The 20,667-nt window shown below is 65.5% G+C and carries 20 protein-coding genes and 1 tRNA gene; 13 read left to right on the forward strand and 8 right to left on the reverse strand.

The features are described from left to right. Window positions 1–23: 23 nt before the first annotated feature. On the reverse strand, window positions 24–347 hold the full coding sequence (locus tag DESFRDRAFT_RS18440; RefSeq protein WP_005996495.1) for an AzlD domain-containing protein: 324 nt from the start codon (window positions 345–347) through the stop codon (window positions 24–26). After that, window positions 332–1,042, reverse strand: a complete 711-nt coding sequence (locus DESFRDRAFT_RS18445) for an AzlC family ABC transporter permease (protein WP_005996497.1) — start codon at window positions 1,040–1,042, stop codon at window positions 332–334. Before DESFRDRAFT_RS18445 ends, DESFRDRAFT_RS18440 begins: the two co-directional genes overlap by 16 nt. A 35-nt stretch (window positions 1,043–1,077) precedes the next feature. Between DESFRDRAFT_RS18445 and DESFRDRAFT_RS18450 the strand changes: the two genes are divergently transcribed. The 4 genes from DESFRDRAFT_RS18450 to DESFRDRAFT_RS18465 all read left to right on the forward strand — a co-directional run bounded on the left by DESFRDRAFT_RS18450 (window position 1,078) and on the right by DESFRDRAFT_RS18465 (window position 5,651). Continuing rightward, window positions 1,078–1,902 (forward strand): alpha/beta hydrolase, encoded by an 825-nt coding sequence (locus tag DESFRDRAFT_RS18450; RefSeq protein WP_005996499.1) that lies wholly within the window; start codon window positions 1,078–1,080, stop codon window positions 1,900–1,902. Window positions 1,903–1,996: 94 nt separating this feature from the next. After that, window positions 1,997–2,848 carry a ModD protein gene (modD, locus tag DESFRDRAFT_RS18455; RefSeq protein ID WP_005996500.1) on the forward strand — a complete coding sequence of 284 codons (852 nt, stop codon included), beginning with the start codon at window positions 1,997–1,999 and terminating at the stop codon, window positions 2,846–2,848. A gap of 172 nt (window positions 2,849–3,020) precedes the next feature. Beyond that, entirely contained in the window at window positions 3,021–4,358 is a 1,338-nt protein-coding gene (locus DESFRDRAFT_RS18460) for a DUF1835 domain-containing protein (protein WP_005996501.1), read from the forward strand. A 90-nt stretch (window positions 4,359–4,448) separates the two neighbouring features. Continuing rightward, complete coding sequence (locus DESFRDRAFT_RS18465) at window positions 4,449–5,651, forward strand: amidohydrolase family protein (protein WP_005996502.1); 1,203 nt, start codon at window positions 4,449–4,451, stop codon at window positions 5,649–5,651. On the opposite strand, the gene hflX is transcribed toward DESFRDRAFT_RS18465, so the two are convergent. Then, window positions 5,646–7,310, reverse strand: coding sequence for a GTPase HflX (hflX, locus tag DESFRDRAFT_RS18470; protein ID WP_005996503.1), 1,665 nt, complete (start codon window positions 7,308–7,310; stop codon window positions 5,646–5,648). The genes DESFRDRAFT_RS18465 and hflX overlap by 6 nt on opposite strands. Before the next feature lie 167 nt (window positions 7,311–7,477). After that, window positions 7,478–7,942: a hypothetical protein gene (locus tag DESFRDRAFT_RS18475; RefSeq protein ID WP_005996504.1), complete on the reverse strand. Its 465-nt coding sequence runs from the start codon at window positions 7,940–7,942 to the stop codon at window positions 7,478–7,480. Window positions 7,943–8,233: 291 nt separating this feature from the next. On the opposite strand from DESFRDRAFT_RS18475, the gene DESFRDRAFT_RS18480 reads away from it, so the two are divergent. The 6 genes from DESFRDRAFT_RS18480 (at window position 8,234) to DESFRDRAFT_RS18505 (ending at window position 15,002) form a co-directional block, all read left to right on the forward strand. Beyond that, window positions 8,234–9,385 (forward strand): PP2C family protein-serine/threonine phosphatase, encoded by a 1,152-nt coding sequence (locus DESFRDRAFT_RS18480; protein ID WP_005996505.1) that lies wholly within the window; start codon window positions 8,234–8,236, stop codon window positions 9,383–9,385. 5 nt (window positions 9,386–9,390) lie between these two features. After that, window positions 9,391–10,170: an ATP-binding protein gene (locus DESFRDRAFT_RS18485; RefSeq protein ID WP_005996506.1), complete on the forward strand. Its 780-nt coding sequence runs from the start codon at window positions 9,391–9,393 to the stop codon at window positions 10,168–10,170. A 116-nt stretch (window positions 10,171–10,286) separates the two neighbouring features. Next, window positions 10,287–11,438: an Hpt domain-containing protein gene (locus DESFRDRAFT_RS18490; RefSeq protein WP_005996507.1), complete on the forward strand. Its 1,152-nt coding sequence runs from the start codon at window positions 10,287–10,289 to the stop codon at window positions 11,436–11,438. 38 nt (window positions 11,439–11,476) lie between these two features. Continuing rightward, window positions 11,477–13,564 (forward strand): chemotaxis protein CheA, encoded by a 2,088-nt coding sequence (locus DESFRDRAFT_RS18495; RefSeq protein WP_005996508.1) that lies wholly within the window; start codon window positions 11,477–11,479, stop codon window positions 13,562–13,564. Between the two features lie 250 nt (window positions 13,565–13,814). After that, window positions 13,815–14,264 carry a Fur family transcriptional regulator gene (locus DESFRDRAFT_RS18500; protein ID WP_005996510.1) on the forward strand — a complete coding sequence of 150 codons (450 nt, stop codon included), beginning with the start codon at window positions 13,815–13,817 and terminating at the stop codon, window positions 14,262–14,264. A gap of 9 nt (window positions 14,265–14,273) precedes the next feature. Further along, window positions 14,274–15,002, forward strand: a complete 729-nt coding sequence (locus DESFRDRAFT_RS18505; RefSeq protein WP_005996512.1) for a potassium channel family protein — start codon at window positions 14,274–14,276, stop codon at window positions 15,000–15,002. 229 nt (window positions 15,003–15,231) lie between these two features. Here DESFRDRAFT_RS18505 and DESFRDRAFT_RS18510 read toward each other — a convergent pair whose 3' ends face one another. Continuing rightward, window positions 15,232–16,209, reverse strand: coding sequence for a lipoate--protein ligase (locus DESFRDRAFT_RS18510; RefSeq protein WP_005996513.1), 978 nt, complete (start codon window positions 16,207–16,209; stop codon window positions 15,232–15,234). Between the two features lie 59 nt (window positions 16,210–16,268). After that, complete coding sequence (locus DESFRDRAFT_RS18515; RefSeq protein ID WP_005996515.1) at window positions 16,269–17,084, reverse strand: methyl-accepting chemotaxis protein; 816 nt, start codon at window positions 17,082–17,084, stop codon at window positions 16,269–16,271. A 38-nt stretch (window positions 17,085–17,122) separates the two neighbouring features. On the opposite strand from DESFRDRAFT_RS18515, the gene DESFRDRAFT_RS18520 reads away from it, so the two are divergent. Beyond that, entirely contained in the window at window positions 17,123–17,701 is a 579-nt protein-coding gene (locus tag DESFRDRAFT_RS18520) for a hypothetical protein (protein ID WP_005996517.1), read from the forward strand. 621 nt (window positions 17,702–18,322) lie between these two features. Here DESFRDRAFT_RS18520 and DESFRDRAFT_RS18530 read toward each other — a convergent pair. Then, window positions 18,323–18,399 (reverse strand) — tRNA-Arg (locus tag DESFRDRAFT_RS18530). Window positions 18,400–18,463: 64 nt separating this feature from the next. Here DESFRDRAFT_RS18530 and DESFRDRAFT_RS18535 point away from each other — a divergent pair. Then, window positions 18,464–18,832, forward strand: a complete 369-nt coding sequence (locus DESFRDRAFT_RS18535) for an Hpt domain-containing protein (RefSeq protein ID WP_005996519.1) — start codon at window positions 18,464–18,466, stop codon at window positions 18,830–18,832. Between the two features lie 42 nt (window positions 18,833–18,874). Beyond that, a complete protein-coding gene (locus DESFRDRAFT_RS18540) occupies window positions 18,875–19,285 on the forward strand; it encodes a response regulator (protein WP_005996521.1) in 411 nt (136 codons plus the stop codon). Between the two features lie 75 nt (window positions 19,286–19,360). Here DESFRDRAFT_RS18540 and DESFRDRAFT_RS18545 read toward each other — a convergent pair whose 3' ends face one another. Beyond that, on the reverse strand, window positions 19,361–20,629 hold the full coding sequence (locus DESFRDRAFT_RS18545) for an EAL and HDOD domain-containing protein (protein WP_005996522.1): 1,269 nt from the start codon (window positions 20,627–20,629) through the stop codon (window positions 19,361–19,363). Between the last annotated feature and the right edge of the window lie 38 nt (window positions 20,630–20,667).

Here is a 20,667-nt window from a genome sequence, read left to right on the forward strand (position 1 = left end):
CACATCTTCTCCCTTCCTCCTCCCTAAAATAACCTCCCCACCGCGACGATGGCCATGCCGAGGGCCACGGGGCCGAAGAAGCCGCGTGTTTTGATGGCCAGGGCCAGGGCGGCCAGTCCCGCCCACAGGGTCAGGTTTTCCAGACCCAGTTGAAGGTGGTTTTCCTGGATGAGGAGGGCCGGCGCGGCCAGGGCGGCCAGTACCGCCGCCGGCACGTGGGAGAGGAAGCGGATGACGGGGGCCGGCAGCGTGCGCCCGGAGAGGACGAGCAGCGGCGCGCAGCGCGTGGCGTAGGTCACCGCAGCCATGGCGCAGATGATGCAGAAGATGCCTATCTGTCCGTCCATGCCGCCACCGCCGTGCCGCACGCCGCGCCGGCGAGTCCGGCCGCGAGCGTTCCGAATCCCGAAGCCCCGTGAAGGGCCGCCACGAGCGAAAATGCCGCCCCGGCCAGAGCCGCCGCCACATGGGAAAGACCCTTGAGCTGGCCGGCCAGAAGGGCCACGAACATTCCGGGCAGCGCGAAATCCAGGGCAAAGGCCCGGCCGTCGCCGAGCGCGTCGCCGACGATCACGCCGAGCGCCGTCCCCAGGACCCAGGACGCCTGGGCCAGCAGGTTGATGGACAGGGTGCGCGCCTTGTCCGTATCGCCCCGGCCGAAGCGGGCCGCGTGCAGGGCGAAGCTCTCGTCGGTCAGCTCGAAGGAAAAGGCGGCCAGCTCCCGCTTGCGCCAGCCGGAGAGCAGCGGGGCCATGGCCGCCGAAAAGAGCACGTGGCGCAAATTGACGGCAAGGGTGGTGATGACGATGGAAAGCCCGGAGGCCCCGGCCGCGAAAAGCCCCACCGCCACGAGCTGGGCCGAGCCGGCGTAGACCAAAAGCGACATGGCCAGCACGTTGAGCGCCCCGAGTCCGGCCTTGCCGGCGAGCACCCCATAGGCCATACCAACCGGAACGTACCCCAGGGCGATGGGCAGGGTCTGGCCCATGGCCGCGCGCCACACCGTCTCGGGGGCGCCGGTATGTTCTCCGCTATACGACATACAATCCTCTTTCCGGGAGATACGCGTCACGCGCCATGAAAATCGTCGCCTTCGTTCTTACGGCCCTGGGCCTGGCCTACGGCAGCTACCTCGTCTACCTGTACATCGCCCAGGACGGCATGGTCTTTCCCGGCCGGGCGGCCGATGCGGCCCGTGAACAGGAAATCGGCCGCTACTATGCCGACCTGCGACCATTCGACGTCACGGCCGCCGACGGCACGAAGCTGACGGGGTATTATCTGCCCCGTACACGAAACGGCCATCCGGCCCCGGCGGTGTTGTATTTTTGCGGCAACGCCGAGCAGCAGTCCGGCTTTTTCCTATGGTCTCCAAACGAATTGCAGCCCTATGGCGTGGCCGGCGTGGACTACCGGGGCTACGGCCATTCGGCCGGAAAGGCAACGGAAAAGGCCCTCAAGTCCGACGCCCTGGCCGTCTACGACGCCCTGGCCCAAAAGCTCGGCGACGATCCCCGCATCCTGGTCATGGGCCGAAGCCTGGGCACGGCCCTGGCCGCCTGGGTGGCGGCGCGGCGTCCCGTGGCCGGGCTGATCCTGGTCACGCCCTTCGATTCGCTGGCCTCCGTGGGCCAGCAGGCCCACCCCTTCGTGCCGGTGCGGCTGCTCATGAAATACCCGTTCAACGTGCTGCCGGACGCGGCCAAGGTGCGCGCCCCCACGCTGTTCCTCGTAGCCGGCGAGGATACCCTGGTCCCGCCCGTCCATGCCGAGCGCCTGGCCGCGGCCTGGAAAGGCCCCAAGGAAGTGCGCGTCATCGACGGCGCGACCCACGGCAACATCGTGGATACCCCGGAATACTGGACGTACATACGCGATTTCGTCAAGAAACACCTGCATTAGGAAAGGGCGCGGGGCCCCCTTACGCCCCTGCGTCCCGTGGCCCTGTCGGCCGTATTCCCGCCCGGACCAAACCGCATCCGAAGGAGGACACAACATGGCGCTGCCGGTATCCGACCAATTGCTCGAACGATTGATGGAAGAGGATGTCCCTTACGGCGACCTGACGACGAAGATACTCGGCATCGGGCACAAGCCGGGAAAAATCGTTTTTTCGACGCGGGAGCCCACGGTGCTGTGCGCCACCGAAGAGGCCGCCGGGATATTGAAAAAATTCGGAGCCGAAATACGGCTTGCCAAGCCGAGCGGGGAATATCTCCCGGAAGGCGTCGTCTTTCTCGAAGCGGAGGGCACCGCCGCCGCGCTGCACGCGGGCTGGCGTCTGGCTCTAAACCTCCTCGAATACGTGTCGGGCATCGCCACGCGCACCCGAAGAATCGTCGACATCGCGAAGAAGATCAATCCGGACATCTCGATCGCCCCGACCCGCAAGTCCTTTCCGGGGACGAAAAAACTGGCGATCAAGGCGGTGGAATGCGCCGGCGCGCGCCCGCACCGCCTGGGGTTGTCCGAGTCCATTTTGATTTTCAAGCACCACATGGCCTTCCTGGGCGGCCTGGAAAGCCTGTGCGCGGACATCAAGCGGCTTCGGGTCGAAGCGCCGAGCATGAAGCTGGCCATCGAGGTCGAGGACGAAGCCGGGGCGCTGTCCGCGGCAAAGGCCGGCTTCGACATCATCCAGGTCGACAAGATGGCCAGCGCCGGCCTCATCGAACTGATCGGCAAGGTGCGCGCCATTAATCCGACGATACTGATCGCCGCCGCCGGAGGCGTCAACGAGGCCAACACCGCGGAATACGCCGCGACCGGAGCGGACATTCTTGTGCTCTCGTCGGTCTTTTTCGGCAAGACCAGCGACATAGGAGCCCGCATCGTTCCTCTGCCGTGAGGGGGGCCGCGACTTGACGGTCAAGGTTCGCTCCTGGTAGCGAAGTACTCGCTTTGTCGGAGCATCCATGTCCGCGGAAAGGGCTGCGCCCACGACATGCTGATCGCATCCCCGATCCGTATCTCCCTTTTTTGTCTGAAGCGGGCACAGACACCAAAAAAGGGAGCCCCCCATGCCGCAATCGCTTGACCGAACCCGCAAGGCGTTTCAACTCAATCTCGAACAACAGCGCAAACGCGCCAAGGACCTTTGCCGGGCGGCAAGGCGGGGCGATCCCGCCGCCCTGGCCCGCGTCGCGAAGTGTCTGGCCGGCGCGGGCAAAGCGGCTCCCGCCGACGCGCAGGCGTTCAAGCTCGCGGACGCCCAGTGGGTCATCGCCCGCGAACTCGGGCTCGGCGGCTGGGCGCGGCTCAAAGAACACATCGCCGCCATGGAACGGGAACGGGCGGCCATCGGCGGCCATGAAGCCCCCGACCACGGTCCGAAAACGCTGCATATCCGTTGCGGCGGCGACATTGCCGAGGCGCTCCGCCAGGCCGGCTTCACCGGGGATTACCTGGAGTACGCCAATCCCTTTTGCCAGGGCCCGGTGACCGGGGAGCCCGACGACCCGGAGCGGCTTCTCGAGCGGGCCCGTTTTTTGGCGCAGAGCTACGGGAACCATCTCGGCATCACCTTCTCCCAATGCGAAACGCGGCTCAGGCGGGAGGAAGACCGGCTCGCCGCCGCCCCCCGCGACTACGAACGCGTCGTGTTGTGGTTCGAGCACGACAGCTTCGACCAGCTCATCCTGATCCGCTGTCTTTCCTTGTTCGCGGCGCATCGCCCGCCTCTTTTGGATCTGGTTTCGGCAAACCGGTTTCCCGGATCGCGCCGGTTCCTGGGCCTTGGCCAATTGCCGCCGGAAGGGCTACGGCTTTTATGGGCGGGTCGGAACCCCGTATCGGCGCAACAAACGGCGCTTGGGCAAAAAGCCTGGAAAGCCCTGCAGTCGCCCGACCCGACAGGGCTCGCCGCTCTCGCGGACGAGCGCTCCGGCCTCCTGCCCGATCTTTCCCCGGCCCTGCGCCGCCATTTGCGGGAACTTCCCTCGGTCAGAAACGGCCTTAGCCTGACCGAGGAGCTCGTTCTCGCCAGCCTCGCCCGGGGCGGCGAGACCATAGGCGACATCTTCCATGGCCTTCTGACGGATCGCGAGCCCCTGCCCTGGCTCGGGGACATCATGTTCCTCTATATCGTCGAAGCAATGGGAAAGGCGCTGAGGCCGCCGTACGCCATTTCGCCGGAAACGGCGTCGGAGCCCTGGCAACGCCGTTTCCTGACGATCACCCCGGTCGGGGAGCAGGTGCTTTCGGGCGAGAGGGACTGGCTGACGCTTATGCCGCCGGAGCGATGGGTCGGCGGGGTCCGCATCGCGCCCGGGGCGGGCGCCTGGCGGTGGGACGAGGACAAGAATCGGCCGGTCTTCGTCCGACAGCCGACGCCAGCCTCCCCTTCGCCGCATTTGTAACCGCAACGGGCTTGCCAAAGCGCCGGGTTCATGTACCTCCTGGTATAGGAAAGACGAATCGCCGTTTTCCCTTTAGCCCGGAGGTCCGCCATGCGCGTTGACGACCATGCCCATGTCTTCACCTTCAAGACGTTTCTGACCCGTGCGGCCGAAGCCGACCTCAAGGTCCGCCTCATGGCCTGGCATCTGTCCGAAGCGGCCGCCAACGATGCGGTCAGGCTGGCCAAGGCGGTGCTGCTCGGCGAGAACGCCGATGTCCGTCTGGCCGCGTTCGCGGCGACGTGGGGCCTCGGCGGGAGTCCCATCCTGGAATTTTTGCGCCGGGGCTGTCTGCCGGATATCGGCGCGGTGACGGACGCGCTCATGGCCGATACGGCGACGGCCGCGGAGGAGGCCGATGCCGCCGCCGTGCTGCTCATGATGGACGTGGTGGACCAGGACTCCACACCGGAGGAGCTGGCCCTCTACGAAACCCAGTTCACCCAGACGGCCGACCAGGCCGAGCGCTATCCCGGCCGGGCGTTGCCCTTTGTGATGATCAACCCCCTGCGCGGCAACGCCGCCCTGGACTATCTGCGGCGCGGCCTCGACGAGGGGCGCTGCGTCGGGGTCAAGCTCTACCCGTCGCTCGGCTACACCGTCACCGACCCGATGATCCCGAAGATCCTGCGCGCCTGCCAGGACGCCGCCGCGCCGATCATCATGCACTGCAACGACGCCGGGTTCTGCGGCCCGGGTTACGACTGCACCTATTGCTCGCCCATGGATTGGCAGGACGCGGTCGCGGACTACGACGTGCGTTTCGATTTCGCCCACTTCGGCGACCACACCAAAGGCAACGCGGCCAGCGACACCCATCCGTCCTGGCGCGACTTCATCACCACGCTCATGGACCGCTTCCCCGACCGGGTCTACGCCGACGTGTCCTACCAGTCCGGTCCCCTGGGCACGCCGGAGGAGCGGGAAGCCTATGTCGCCTGGCTCAAAGGGCAGCTGGCCAACGAGAAGCGCGGCAAGAACATCCTCTTCGGCACCGACAGCTTTCTTATTTTTCTGGCGACGACGGCCAGGAACTATTGGGATTTCTTCAAGACCGCCCTGGGCGACGATTTCAACCGGATCGCCGTGGAGAACCCGGCCCGGTTCCTGGGCCTGCCGGCGGCGGGGACGGCCCCGGACCCGAATACGGCCCTGGGCCGGCATGTGGCCTATCTGCGGGAGCGCAAAAACGCCCCGGACAGCCGCTTCGGCCAGGGCTCGGCCCCGGCGGGCTGGCTGGCCGGCCTGCTATGAGGCTTCGAGCGGGGACGCGGGCGCGCAGGAAGAGGACGGCAGCGTGCCGGAATCGCGCACGCCCGGCCCAGGGCGCACTTTGGAGAGAATGGCGTCGGTCAGGTCTCCGAGGCCCTCGCGGCTGCGGGCCGAGACCGTTATGGCCTCCGGGAAGCAGTTTTTGAGCGAGCCCCGCAGGTCCTCGGGCACGGCGTCCCATTTGTTGAGCACGAAAATCCGGGGGATGTCGCCAAGGCCCATCTCGCGCAGGATTTCGGCCACGGCCGTGGCCTGGTTTTCCACTTCCGGATGGGAGGCGTCGGCCACGGCCACGAGCAGGTCCGCCGCTTCGAGCTCTTCCAGGGTGGCCCGGAAGGCTTCCTTGAGCTCCTTGGGCAGCTCGCGGATGAATCCCACCGTGTCGGTCAGGATGATCTCGCGGTCGCAGGGAAAGCGCAGCCGCCGGCTGGTCGGGTCCAGGGTGGCGAAAAGCCGGTTCTCGGCCAGCACGGCGCTGCCGGTGAGCGTGTTTAAGAGCGTGGACTTGCCGGCGTTGGTGTAGCCCACAAGCGACACCACCGGGAGCCCCGCCCGCGCCCGGCCGGCCCGGGCCGCGGCCCGGCGCTTGCGCAGGTTTTTCAGTTCGTCCTTGATGCGGCCGATGCGTTCGCGGATGCGCCGCCGGTCCACCTCGAGCTTGGTTTCGCCCGGGCCCCGGCCGCCGATGCCGCCCATGAGCCGGGACATGGCCCTGTCCTGGCGCACCAGGCGCGGTTGCAGGTATTTGAGCTGGGCCATCTCCACTTGGAGCTTGCCCGAGCGCGTGGCCGCGTGCTGGGCGAAGATGTCCAGGATCAGCTGGGTGCGGTCGATGACCCGCAGCTGGGTCACCTCGGTGAGGTTGCGGATCTGGGACGGGGACAGCTCGCCGTCGAAGACGAGCAGCGAAGCGCCGCAGCGAAGCGCCGCCACCTCGATCTCGGCCAGCTTGCCCTTGCCCAGGATGAATTTCGGATTGACCGTCGCCACCCGCTGCACCACGGTCTCGGCCACCTCCAGGCCGGCCGTGTCGGCCAGGGCGGCCAGCTCGTCGAGGGAGGCTTCCTGGACGGCCCGGGGCGCGCTCGACACGCTGACCAGCACCGCCTTTTCCCGACCGGACGGGGCCGTGCCCGGAGCGGCCAGCTTTCCGCCTTCGCGGGCCAGTTCCTCTTCCAAGGCCGTGGCCAGGGCGTTGAAATCCTCCTCCACCTTGTCGAAAGGCAGCGGCGGCAGGATGTCGTAGGGCGCGTCCCCGGCCCCGGGCGGCAGCAGATGGGCGATGTGGAGCCTCACCGGCTGGGCGAGGTGGTTGACGGTCAGGGCGGCCACGCTGTCCAGGCGCAAAAAGAGCATGTCCGTCAGGTCCTCTTCGGTGAGGCCCTCGTCGGTCAGATGGACGTGGAGCAGGCGCAGACCGCGCAGGCGTCCGGCGCCGAGGCGGGAGCGGTCGAGTTCCGGGATGAGGATGCCCTTGGGCGTGCCGACCAGGATAAGCGACGGTCGGCCCTTGCGGTCAATTAAAAGTCCGACCTGCCGGCCGATGCCGTAGGCGATGGCGGCCAGCTCCCGGGCCTGGTCCGGGGTGTAGCCCCCGACGGACGGGTAGCGGCGGGCGCCCAGGCGCTCCAGCGCCCGCATCTGGCTGGGCTTGAGACCGACGGTGTTGCCTTGGACCTTGGCGGCGATGATGATCCCCTTTGGAAAAGCGTTGTTTGGCCGGCGGAACGTACCCCGTTAAAAGTTTTTGAAGGGGGTCCAGGGGGAAACTTTTTTCAAAAAGTTTCCCCCTGGCCGCCGGAGGCATTTTAAACAATAGTGGCGTTGCCGTCGCGCAATTTGCCCACGAGAAACCCGATGGCGATGCCGAGGATACAGCTGCCGATGCAGCTGATGCCGAAGATGGACACCAGGTCGTTGACGTTGCCGATGATCTTGCGGCCGAAAAGGATGTGGTAGAAGCCGTAGCAGATCCAGATGACCATGCCGGCGTGGAAACCGAAGAAGAGCCCGTCCATCATGCGGTCGTGCACTTCCACGGATTCGATGTATTTGTAACAGATGATCTGGGCCACCACGCCGAACAGGGTGATGGAGCCGAAGGAGGCCAGGAGCTGGATGACCATGACCACGATGGTGGCGTGCCAGGGGTCGCCCTTGCGGATGGAAACGATGATGCCCGGCAGGAGGCTTATGATCCAGAGAATCGGGACACCGACCTCTTGATAGCGTTTTTTAATGATTCCAGACACATTGGAAATGAACTGTCCCATGCTTGGTCCCATGTCCGTCCGGCCCCGGCGAAGCTGGCGCGGGACGGCGGCGATCCGAGGTGCCGACACGGCCTCGTTGTGACGCGTCGAACCGTTTTTTAAAAGCAACACGTTTTTCAAAAGAGGTCCCCGAAGGCCTTTTCAGCGGAGCGGTCGAGGAAAAATCACGTTCGGCCGCGTTGTCAAGCGCTTCGGAAAACGTCATACTGACAGCCTGTGCCGAATGCAACGCGTTTCCCGAACCCCGGCGCGCCGCGAGCTCCGGCCGACCGGCAACCCCGGCCGATAGTCATGGAACACCCCACCTCGGGCAGCGAGGGCGACAAATCCCGTCCACCGCGCGTCCTTATCGTCGACGACGAGGCCATAAACCTCGAAACGCTGGCCTGGATGCTGCGCGAGGCGGGCTTCGAGCCGCTTCGGGCCGACTGCGGCCGGATCGGCCGGGAGATCGCCGCCCGGGACCAGCCCGACCTCATCATCCTCGACATCGTGATGCCCGGCGAATCGGGCTTCGAGACGTGCGGCAAGCTCACGGCCGACCCGGCCACCGCCGACATTCCCATCATTTTCATCTCGGGCCTCGACGACGTGGACAACAAGGTCAAGGGCCTGCGCATGGGGGCCGTGGACTACGTGCCCAAGCCCTTTGCCCGGGAGGAGGTGCTGGCCCGGGTGAAGGTCCACATCCGGCTGCGCCGGGGCATGCGCGCCCTGCTCGCCCAGCAGGCGGCCAAGCTGGCCCAGATCCGCGACGCCCAGCAGGCCATACTGGCCTGTCCGGCCGACCTGCCCGAGGCGCGCTTCGCCGTGCGCTACGAGCCGGCGCTGGAGGCCGGCGGCGACTTCTACGACGTGTTCCCCTGGACGGGCACGGTCATGGGCTACTTCATGGCCGACATCTCGGGCCACGATCTCGGCGCGTCGTTCGTCACCTCGTCGCTCAAGGCCCTGCTGCGCCAGAACACGGGGCCGCTTTTCACCCCGGTGGAGACGCTCAAAAACATCAACAGCGTGCTGGCCTCGCTGCTTCGCGACGGCAAGCATCTCACCGCCGCCCTGGTCTGCCTCAACCGCGCCCGCAGAAAGCTCACCCTGGTAAACGGCGGCCATCCGCCCCCCATCCTGGTCGAGGCCGAAAGCGCCCGGACCAGCCTGCTCGCCGCCGACGGCGACGTGCTCGGCGTGTTCGCCTCGGTGCAGTTCGGCCGGATCGAGCGGCCCGTCGCGCCGGGGGACAGGCTCTATCTCTACACCGACGGCCTGATCGAGCGGTTCGGCCCAGGGGGCAAGGCGCGCGAACAAGGCCTGGCCGAGCTTCTGGCCGCCTGCGCCTCCGTGGCCGGCCGGCCCCTCGAAGAGGCGGTCGACGCGGTGATGCGGGGCGTCCTTGACGCCGGCCGGCCGGCCGACGATATGGTGCTCATGGGGATCGAGGTGTGACGGCCATGTTCGAGAAGCAATCCTTTCCCGGCGGCATGCGCCTGCGCTTCTCGGCTACGTTGCCCCTGCTCGACCGGGCCGTGGACGAAACGGTGCGCTTCGTGACCGGCCAGAACGCCAGCGGAAGCCTGTTCGACGTCAAGCTGTTGTTGCGCGAGGCGCTGTTAAACGCCGTGGTCCACGGGAGCCGCAGCGACCCCGAACGCCATGTGAGCCTCGAGGTCCGGGCCTTCGAAGGGCGGCTGACCCTCGTCGTCACCGACCAGGGGCCGGGCTTCGACTGGCGCGCCGGGCTGGCCAGCATGGCCCCGCCCGAGGCCACCAGCGGCCGGGGGCTCACCATCCTCACCCTGTACGCCGACGACGTGCGCTACAACGCCGCCGGCAACGCCGTGACGCTTGCCAAGGCCGTACCCGGTCTGCGCGGGCCGGCGGCCGCCCCGGAAGACGGGGACAACATCCAGCGGAGCACCGATATGGACGACATTCGCATCGAGGACGGCACGGCCGTCGTTTCCCCGGCGGGGGACATCGTCGCCTCCGTGGCCGACGCGCTTCGCGCCCGGTTCAAGGAGCTGCTGCAGGAACATCCCGGCGGCCTCGTCATCGACCTGGCCCGGGTGGAACTGATCGACTCCGTGGGCATCGGCCTTCTCATCGCCGTGCACAACACGCTCGGCAAAAAGGGCGGCCGGCTGGTCCTTCGCAACGTCAACCCCGACCTAGCGGCGCTTTTGCGCACCATGCGCCTGGACAAGCATTTTCAGGTCGAAACCGCTTCGTGACGCGTGCTTGAACAAGACGCCGGCATTATGCGATATCGCAAGCATATGCACCTCATGCGCAACGAACGGGGAGCAGCGGACGTCGGAGACGGACCACAACCGGAAGCGAGGCAGCCATGGACGCAATGGACGACGAAATCATGGCCATGTTCGTGGAGGACACCCGCGAACATCTGGCCGACATCGAATCGGCGCTCATGGACATGGAGAGCGACGGCGCGGACATCGACGAGGAACTCGTCAACAAGGTCTTCCGGGCCGCCCATTCCATCAAGGGCGGGGCGAGCTTTTTAAATCTCAACAACATCCGCGATCTGGCCCACAAGCTGGAAAACGTCCTGCACATGGTGCGCAGCCGCGAACTGGCGCCCGACACCAGGATCATCAACCGGCTGCTGGCCGGCTTCGACCGTCTGCTCGGCCTGGTGGAGGACGCCGCGACCAGCGACGCCGCGGACATCGCCGACGTGCTCGCCGCCCTTTCCGGGATCACGACCGAGCACCTGTCTTCCGAAGCCAGGGCCGAGGCCGCCGCCGCCATCCCCATCGCCCTTCCCGGCGGCGAGGTCGTCTTCACCGAGGACCGGCTCAGCCTGCGCCAGGCCACAGCCGGCGGCAAGAACCTCTACCTCGTGGAGTACGACCTCATCCACGACGTCCAGGCCCGGGGCAAGACGCCGCTCGACATCATCACCACCATGGAATCGAGCGGACTCATCGTGGACTGCCGCATGGAGCTCGCCGCCGTGGGCGACCTGGACGCCCCGCCGGTCAACCGCATCCCGTTTTACGTGCTTTTCGCCTCCATCGTCGAACCGGACATCGTGGGCTACCTCTTCGCCCTGGACGCCGCCCGCATCCACCCCGTGGACGCGGCGACGCTTGCCGAAGCCCCCGCCGCGGGCGGCGACGCGGCAGCGGTCCGCAAGACCTTCGGCGACTGGGAGCTTACGGTTACGGGCGCGTCGGCCACGTTGCGGCTCGCGGCCGGAGCCCGGGCCGACGCCGCGAGCGCCAGGGAGGCGCTCCTGGCCGCGCTGGCCCGGGGGGCGGGCGCGTCCCTCGTGTTGCCCGCTCCCGGAGAGATCGATCTGACCTTTCTCCAGGTCCTGGTCGCGGCCGCCAAGAGCTTCGCCGCCCGGGGACTGCCGCTCGGCCATGACGACGGCGCGCCCGCAGCCCTGGCCGAGACCGCCGCCCGGGCCGGCGTCACGCCCGCGTCCCTGGCCGAGGCGGGCGTGACGGACAAACTCTTTTTCGCGTCCTGACGGACCGCACCAACGTCCGCTACGGAGGACTGACACGGATGGCAGGCAACGACGAGATGCGCGCTCTTTTCGCCGAGGAAGTGCAGGAGAACCTGGCCGAACTCGACGGGGCCCTGCTGGAGCTGGAAAAAAATCCAGGGGACAAGGACCTTGTCAACCGGATCTTCCGAGCCGTGCACACGCTCAAGGGCGCTTGCGACATGTTCGGCATTTCCGGCGTGGTCGCCCTGGCCCACGACCTGGAATCGCTTTTCGCCCAGGTGCGCGAGGGCTGGCGGCGGGTGGGCAAGGACCTGCTCAACGCGGCGTTTCTGGCCAAGGACCGGTTCACGATCATGCTGTGCGGCGAGGACGGCCCGGCCGGCGGCGAGGACCCGGAGCTTGCCGCCCGGCTCAAGGAACTCCTGCGCAGCGTGGATATGCCGGACGACGCCCCGGCGGCCCAGGCCCAGCATCCGGAAGCCTCGCCGGTCGCGCCGGAGGCGGACGCGCCCGCACCCTCGAAACACCGCTGGCGCATCCGCTTCGCCCCGTCCGATCCCGGCCATCTGGCCAAGGCCGACCCTCTCGTCCTGCTCGACACCCTGCGGGGCATGGGCGAGGCCACGGTGCGCTGCGACCTGACGGCCGTGCCCGATCTCGAGGCTCTCGAGCCAAACGACTGCGCCCTGCGCTTCGAGGTGATCCTGACGGCGGACACCGCCACCGTGCCCGACGCCGACGCCCTGCGCGACGCGTTTTTCTACCTGGAAAATCCCGCCGACGTGACGATTTCCCCATACGAGGAAACGGAGGAAGACGCGTCGTCGGATGCCCTGGAATGGCCGGAGCTCCCGGACGCCGAGCCCGCTCCCGAGCCCATGGCGCAATCCGCGCCGCCGCAGGCCGCCCCGGCCCCGCAACCGGCCAAGGCTCCCGCCGCCGGGGCCAGGGCCGAGCCCAAACGCCAGGCTGCCGCGAAAAAGGAAACCATGCAGAGCCTTCGCGTGGACGCGGCCAAGCTCGACGAACTGGTCGATCTGGTCGGCGAGCTGGTCATCGCCCAGGCGCGGCTCACCCAGCTGGCCTCGGGGCTCTCCCATCCGTCGCTGACCAGCGTGGCCGAAGAGATCGAACGCCTGTCCAACGAACTGCGCGACAACACGCTCGGCATCCGCATGCTGCCTATCGGCACGACGTTCAGCCGGTTCCGCCGGCTGGTGCGCGACCTGTCCGCGGAAATGAGCAAATCCATCGAGCTGGTCACCGAGGGCGGCGAGACGGAACTCGACAAGACCGTCATCGAACAGCTCAACGACCCCCTCGTGCATCTTTTGCGCAACAGCATCGACCACGGCATCGAACCGCCCGGCGAGCGCCTCGCCGCCGGCAAGCCGGAAACCGGGTCCATCGTGCTCGCGGCCGAGCACGCCGGAGGCGAGGTGGTGCTTTCGATCACCGACGACGGGCGGGGCATGGACCCGGCCCGCATCCGGGCCAAGGCCGAGGAAAAAGGGCTCGTCTCCCCGGAGGCGCGCCTGACCGACACGGAGATTTTCAACCTCGTCTTCCTGCCGGGCTTTTCCACGGCGGAAAAGATCACCAACGTCTCGGGCCGGGGCGTGGGCATGGACGTGGTCAAGCGCAGCATGGACGCGTTGCGGGGCAAGATCGACATCCACAGCGAGCTTGGCAAGGGCTCGCGCATCACCATCAAGCTGCCGCTGACGCTGGCCATCATCGACGGGCTGCAGATCAGGGCCGGCGACGACCAGTACATCATCCCGCTGTCCCTGGTGGAGGAGTGCGTGGAGCTGCCGCGCGAGGGCGCGGAAACCGCCGGACGCGGCCGCACCATCCAGCTGCGCGGCGAGATCGTGCCCTTTATCCGGCTGCGCGAGGCCTTCGAGCTGGCCGGCGACGCCCCGGCCATCGAACAGGTCGTGGTCACCCACTTCGAGGGCGAACGGGCCGGCATCGCCGTGGACGAGGTCGTGGGCCAGCAGCAGACGGTCATCAAAAGCCTCGGCAGCTACATCGGCGCCGTGGCCGGCATCTCCGGAGCCACCATAAACGGCGACGGCACCATGTCGCTGATCCTCGACGTGCCGACCCTCGTGTCCACAGTCAAACGCACCGTCGCTTAGGCGGGGAAGAAGGAAAGAGCGAAGAGGGTGCGAGAGGGGAACCCTTTTTGAAAAAAGTGTTCCCCTCTCGCGCTCTCCCCTCCCAAAAACTTCTAACGGTGACGTTTTGTTATCGTTAAAAGTCTTTTGAAGGGGGGCCGGGGGGGAAACTTATCCACAGAAAAATTTTCCCCCGGCCTCTTCCAGGCCCCGCATTGACCCGAAGGCGTCGGGCGGCTATATTCGTGTATCTTTTACCCAGAGTTCAGGCATGACTAAAGACCCCTACACCAAATTCGCCGAGTTCATCGCTCGCAAAAAGCTCAAGATGACGCCCCAACGGCGCAGAATCCTCGAGGTGTTTCTGTCCGAGGAAGGCCATGTGACGTCCGAGGAGCTCTACCAGAAAGTCAAGCGGGAATACGACGGCATCGGCCAGGCCACGGTCTACCGCACGCTCAAGTTGCTGGCCGATTCGGGGCTGGCCAAGGCCGTGGAATTCGGCGACGGGGCCCTGCGTTACGAGATATTGTACGGCCAAAGCCACCACGACCACCTCATCTGCGAATGCTGCGGCATCAACGTGGAGGTGGTGGACCCGTCCATCGAACGTCTCCAGGAGGAAGTCGCCCGCCGCCACGGCTTCAAGCTCACCGCCCACAAGCTCTACCTCTACGGCATTTGTCCGGACTGCCAGAAGAAAGCCTCCGGGAACGGATAGCGTCCCCACATGCCCCGCCTGCTCCTGCTTCCCAGGTCCGACGTCAAAAATCGGCCTGTGGCGACCGCCATCGCCGCATACCGGCACAGCATCGCGCTCGGCATCATCATTTGCGCCCACCTGCTGATGGTGCCCCTGGATACGCACCGGGGCGAGCTTTTCGGCCCGATGCTCCTGCTGGCGCTCTACCTCGTCGGATTTTTGCTCCTCAGCCAACGGCACTGGTTTTCCGTCTGCATTCTGGCCATGGGCTCCTTTGCCCTGGCGGGCGCGGTGGCCAATTCCTTCTTCAACAGCCTGCCGCTGACGACCCTGACGCTGGCCTGCAGCTGCGTCTTCGACCTGATGCTGATCGTTTTCATGCTGGCCTGGCTTTTCCGACAACGCAAGATGCCGCTCGACAACATCATGGCCGGCATCATCGTCTTCATGCTCATGGCCGCGCTGTGGACCCAGCTTTACGCCCTGGCCTGCCTGGCCACGCCGGGGGCGGTGCGCGGTCCCGACGGCGGACTTGGAGCGTATCCTTCCATCACGCTGTATTATTTCAGCGTCATCACCCTGACCACAGCCGGCTTCGGCGACGTGACCCCGGTTTCGGCCATGGCCCGGATGCTGGCCGCCTACGAGGCGCTCATCGGCCAGATCTACCTCGTGGTGTTCATCGCCCTGCTCATGGGCCGCCATTTCGCGCCGACGGCGAAGGAGAAAGAGAATGCGAGAGGGGAAACCCTTTGAAAAGGGTTTCCCCTCTCGCGCTCTCCCCTTCCGAAACTTTTCAACGGGTACAGATGCGGTAACGATCCTACGCTGTCACCGTGAAGAGTCTTGGAAAGGGGGGCCGGGGGGAGAACCTTTCTACAAGAAAGGTTTCCCCCCGGCATCATTTTCGAAAACACTCTTCATGGAACGGCTCCAACCAGCGCCTGGCCTGGCCGCATCGCGAACAATACGGCTTGCGCGCCCATCAAAAAAAACAGTCCACAAAGGCGTCCACGCCAACGCCGACCATGTAGTCCTCCAAATGGACATCGCGCAGACGATTCGCGATCGCTTCCCGCGTATGACGGCACCCCCTGATTCGAGTTTCCAGAACAGCACCGTCTTCTTTGAAAAAATATTCGCCGTACAACTTCAATTCCGTTATGAGGCCTTCTTTGACATCGAAGTGTATTTCGACCACGCCGCCCCCGGTTCGAATGGATTTCGAAAAGGCATAGCGCGGCGAACAGCCGAAATTCCAATCGTATGAACGGTATTTTCTGTCCGCGAGCAGCGCGATGCCGCGTTGCGCATCAGGCGTCAGCCGGTTATCCCCCTTAGAGCCGCCCGCATCGATTTCATGGAAGACGAATTGGATAAAGTCCTCGACGGACAACGGCACCCGCAAAAACGAACGGATATTGGCCACGCGCGCCGTAACACTTTTGACAGCCTTGTCCTTGTATTTCGCCGGATTGACGACAAGCGCCCGGGCGATGTCCGGCATGGAGGCGGCATACAGCAACGTCCCGTGGTGCAAGACGCGGTTTCCCAAAGCGAACTGGGCATTGCCCGATATCTTCCGGCCGTGCACGGTCAGGTCGTTGCGGCCGTCCAGGCGGCACGGCACGCCGAGTTTCTGCAAGGCCGCGACAATGGGATCGGTAAACCGCTTGAAATCCAACGCGGTGGTTGTCCGCCCGGTCGTGATGAAGGTGAAATTCACGTTCCCGAGGTCGTGAAATACCGCGCCGCCGCCGGTCAGCCGCCGGACGACAGGAATGCCCTGGGCCGCGACGAACGCCGCATTGATTTGGGCATGGGCGTTCTGGTTGCGGCCGATGATGATGGACGGCCTGTTGCGCCACAACATGAAGACATCCGCCGTGTCGTGGCGCAACAGCCATTCCTCGGTGGCGAGATTCACCGCCGGGTCGGTCGTTTCCAGATGCAAGGAGCGCACAGGGCACCTCGTCTTCGTCTTTTCGACAATGCCGTGTTATCGCGCGGGGGGCGCCGGCGTCACGACCGCTTCATGTCGTCGATGAGTCCTTGCAGAGCCTGCGCCTGGGCAGCCATCGACTCCACGGCCTGGGAGGAATGGTGCATGGCCTCGGAAAGCTCCACCGAGATGCGGGACACGTCGGACACGCTGCGGCTGATCTCCTGGCTCGTGGCGGATTGCTGTTCCGCCGCCGTGGCGATGGAGCGCACCTGGCCCGAGGTCCGCTCGACCAGGGCCACGATCTCCTCCAGGGAATCCCCGGACTGCCCGGCCAGCCCGGTCGCCTCCTCGATGGAGTCCACGGCCCGCTCCACGCCGTCGAGGCTTTCCGTGGTCCGCCTCTGGATATCCCGGATGGCCTGATCGACCTCGGCCGTGGCGGCCATGGTTTTTTCCGCGAGCTTTCTCACCTCGTCGGCAACCACGGCGAATCCCCGCCCGGCCTCGCCGGCGCGCGCCGCCTCGATGGCGGCATTTAAGGCAAGCAGATTGGTCTGGTCGGCGATGTCGGAAATCACGCTGAGAACCGCCCCGATATCCTTGGCCTGTCCGCCGAGCAGGGACATGGTTTCCTTGAGTGCCAACGCCTGCGTACGGGCCTTGCCGATGCCGGTCACGGCCTTCGAGACCACGTTCGCGCCGTCCTTGGCGCTTTGGCCGGTATGGACCGCCGCTTCCGCGGCATCGGCCGCGTTTTTCGCCACCTCGATCACCGTGGCGTTCATCTCCTCCATGGCGGCGGCGATTTCCCCCATCCGCGTACTCTGGATTTCCGTTCCCTGATTGGATTGCCCGATCTGGGCCGAAAGCTCCTCGGAGGCCTGGGACACCACGCCCGGCGAGTCCGGAACAAAAGCGGGCGGCCTACCTGATGCTCGCAACGCTGTTGTTGCTGGCCACGGACAAGCTGCACGGCATCAGTGCGGGTATTGTGCTGATCGTGATCACATTCGTCACATTCCTGCCCGGTGTGCGACTCATGGACGGCCAACGCTTCTCCAAGATCAATTTCGCGCCGCTTTTCTTTATCATGGGCTGCATGGCCATCGGCAGCGCCGGCGGCGCCCTGAAAGTCACGGACTGGATCGCGCAGATCGCCTTGCCCTACTTCCATGGACTCGGCGACAACATGGCCGGCGGAGCGGCCTATTTCCTGGGCCTCGCCGCCAACTTCCTGTTGACCCCCCTGGCGGCGACCACCACCATGACTTCACCCCTGGCCGAGTTGGGCAGACAGATGCACGGGGACGCGCGCGCCCTGTACTTCGCCTTTCAATACGGACTGGACAACTACATCTTTCCTTACGAATATGCGGTGCTGCTGTACTTTTTCAGCTCCGGCTACATTCTTTCCAAAGACATGTTCAAGGTGCTGGCCGTACGCGTTGTCCTGGCCGGGCTTTTTGTCACCTTCCTGGCCATGCCATTTTGGAACATGCTGCTTCATTAAAAGGTGACCGTTCCCTGTCGGCGTACCTGGCCCTGATAAATCCTATCAGGGCCTTTTTCATTCCCGCGCCGACAAAGAGGAACGTGGATAAGGAGAAGCGCTCTCCGGCCGCGACCGGGGCCGGCCCTTGTCACCCTGGCCAATGGCCCACGGTCCCCTTCTCTCCCGTTCACATCGATAATCAGCGATATCCTTCGACCGAAGCGTTGACATCACACGGCGGGCGATGGCACGCGATTGAAGGCAACCGGCCCGGGACATTTCACGGCGAGGTTCTTTGAGCCTTGGCTACTTTTCCTCATTATAGCCATTCGGACATTCGGCCAGGGCGTGGCTCTCAACCTCTTTGGCCGGGCCGGGCTGTCCCGTGGACAACCCGGTTTCGACGCCCTTTGCCCATTGTTCGGCTTCGGCCTTTGTTCCCCGAAAGTCTTGCAGGTCGCCGGGAAGCCGTGCCTGCGAATCCTGGCTTCCCACTGGAGATTTCCCCGCTTGCGGAATGTGGCCATTGCTCCACCTCTCTGTTGGAGCAAGTGGAGCAAACGTTGGAGCAGAAAATCAAGAAGGCGACCTGTCGTCTTCGACAAGTCGCCTTCACGTGCTGTAATCATTGAATTTAACTGGCGCGCCCGGAGAGATTCGAACTCCCGGCCTGCGGATTCGAAGTCCGACGCTCTATCCGGCTGAGCTACGGGCGCGTGAACATTCCCTAATTGCCCGGACGGCCCCCCGTCAAGGCGCAGACAAGGAGATCGGCCGGCCATGACCGCCGCTTCCGCCGACATCCCCCCGCACACCGTCGCCGTCTCGGCCGAACTGCGCCCCATTTTCGATCGCTTCCTGGCCATACAGCGCGAGCACACCGTCGATCTCGAAAGGGCCCTGGCCGCCCGCGACAGCGAAGACCTCTCCCGGCTGGCCCACACCATCCGGGGCTCGACCGCCACCTTCCAGCTCCCCGAAGCGGCGGACATGGCCCTGGCCCTGGAGGAGGCCGTGGCCAACGCCGACTTTGCCGCCGCCGGCCGGCTCATCGCCGCCCTGGCCCGTTATTTCCACGAAACGGACATCGTCTTCGTCGACGCCCGGAACATGGCCGCAACGGTTGCCTCCAAGAAAAAAAGCCCCTAATATCCAGCAATCGGCACTCCTGCCGGGATCGGGGGCTCCATCATGCGCTTTCTCATCGTGGATGACGACGAAAGCATTATCCTGTTTTTGCGGACCTTTCTTTCCGCCTACGCCGAATGCCTCACCGCCTGCGACGGCATGGAGGCCCTTACCGCCTTCGAGGCCGCCCTGGAGGAGGACAGGCCCTTCACCGCCGTCTTCATGGACATCCTCATGCCTGGCATGGACGGCAACGAAGTGGTCCAGGCCCTGCGCCGCATCGAGGACGCCCACAATCCGGCCGAACGCTTCAAGCTCATCATGATTTCCGTGCTGACGGACACCAAAAACGTCAGTGAATCCTTCTTTCACGGCCGGGCCGAAGCCTATCTGCCCAAACCCCTGCGCCGTGAAACCCTGCTGGCGGAACTGGCCAAGCTCGGCCTCATCACCCCGCCGCCCCTGTCGCAATAGCGGCCCCATGCCGCCCGCCCGGCGACACGGCCCTCCCGACGGAGCCGAAAGGGCCGCGCCCGTCCCCGCCGGCACTCAGGACGCCGACCCGACACCTTGTTGGGTGATGAAAAAGGCGCTGCTCCAGGCCATGGCCTCGCTGGCGCAGGTCTTGACCGTTTCCAGGTCGAAGCCGAGCTTGCGGGTCAGCTCGTCCAGGCGCGGCCAGTCCGCGTCCTCGATGCAGCTCACGAGGTCGAGCAGCGGCTCGTATTCGCTCTGGATCTCCCGACGCAGCGCCGCCTTGAGCGTTTCCTCCAGGGGGAGGTGCTCCGTCACCTTGGCCATGGGCATGCCCAGGATGGCGTCGAGCAGGGAAAAAAGCCCCAGCAGAAACAGCGAGCCCGGATTGAAGTCCCAGTAGTCGTAGCGCTTGGCCACAAGCTCCAGAAACCGCGCCCGCCCCAGGGACAGCTCGGCCAGCTCGCGCGGCATGTCGCCGTGCTGGGCCATGTCGGCCAAGAGCACGGCCCGCAGCCAATTGCGCATCTTGATCGAGCCGAGCATCATGATGGCTTGGCGGATGGACTGGATTTTTTGCGGAAAGCCGAAAGCGGCGCTGTTGAGGTAGGCAAGCAGGCGGAAGCTCACGGACACGTCGGCGGAGATCCCCTCGGCCAGGGCGTCCACGTCCGGGTCCTCGGACTCGATCAGGCGCAGCAGGGTGAACCGGCTCATCTGGTGCGAGGTGAGCCGCCGTTCGGCGATGATCTCGGGTTCCTTGAAAAACCGGCCCTGAAACAGGGTGAAACCGGCGGCCTTGAGGGCCTCGAACTGCTCGAGCCCCTGCACCCTGGAGGCGAGCAGGATGACCTGGCGGCCCCGGGCGGCATCCAGGAAATCGCGGGGATCGGCCCCGGCGCCGGCGTCGAAGCACAACACGTCGGCCAGTTCGGCCAGTCCGGGCGTTGCGGCCATGCCGGGCCCGGCGTCCAGGGCCAGGGCGTAGCCGTCGGCGCGCAACTGGCACACGGCGGCCGTCAGCGCCTCGGGTTGGGTCACAGGGCCCACCGCCTTGACCACGCCGTGGGCCGACGGCAGGGCGTACGGCGCCTTGGCGAGCAGCCCGACCTCGTCAAAGGGGGCCACGACCTTCTTGCCCCGCTCCACGGCGTGCTGCACGCCGATGTACGAGGAAGAGGCCAGGGAATCGGCCACCTGCTCGCGGTCGGCGAAGCAGGCCGAAGCGGCGCAGGTGTCCGAGCCGCCCTGGATCTCATAGCCCCAGAGCTTGCGCTTGACGTCAAACAGGGCCTGTTTGGTGAAAAAAAAGGGCGCGGCGCTGGCGGTTTCCGTTTCGCTCATGACGGCCTCCCCGCAATTGACGGTTCGTCCGGGAAAAA

Source organism: Solidesulfovibrio fructosivorans JJ] (assembly GCF_000179555.1).
Classification (GTDB): domain Bacteria; phylum Desulfobacterota; class Desulfovibrionia; order Desulfovibrionales; family Desulfovibrionaceae; genus Solidesulfovibrio; species Solidesulfovibrio fructosivorans.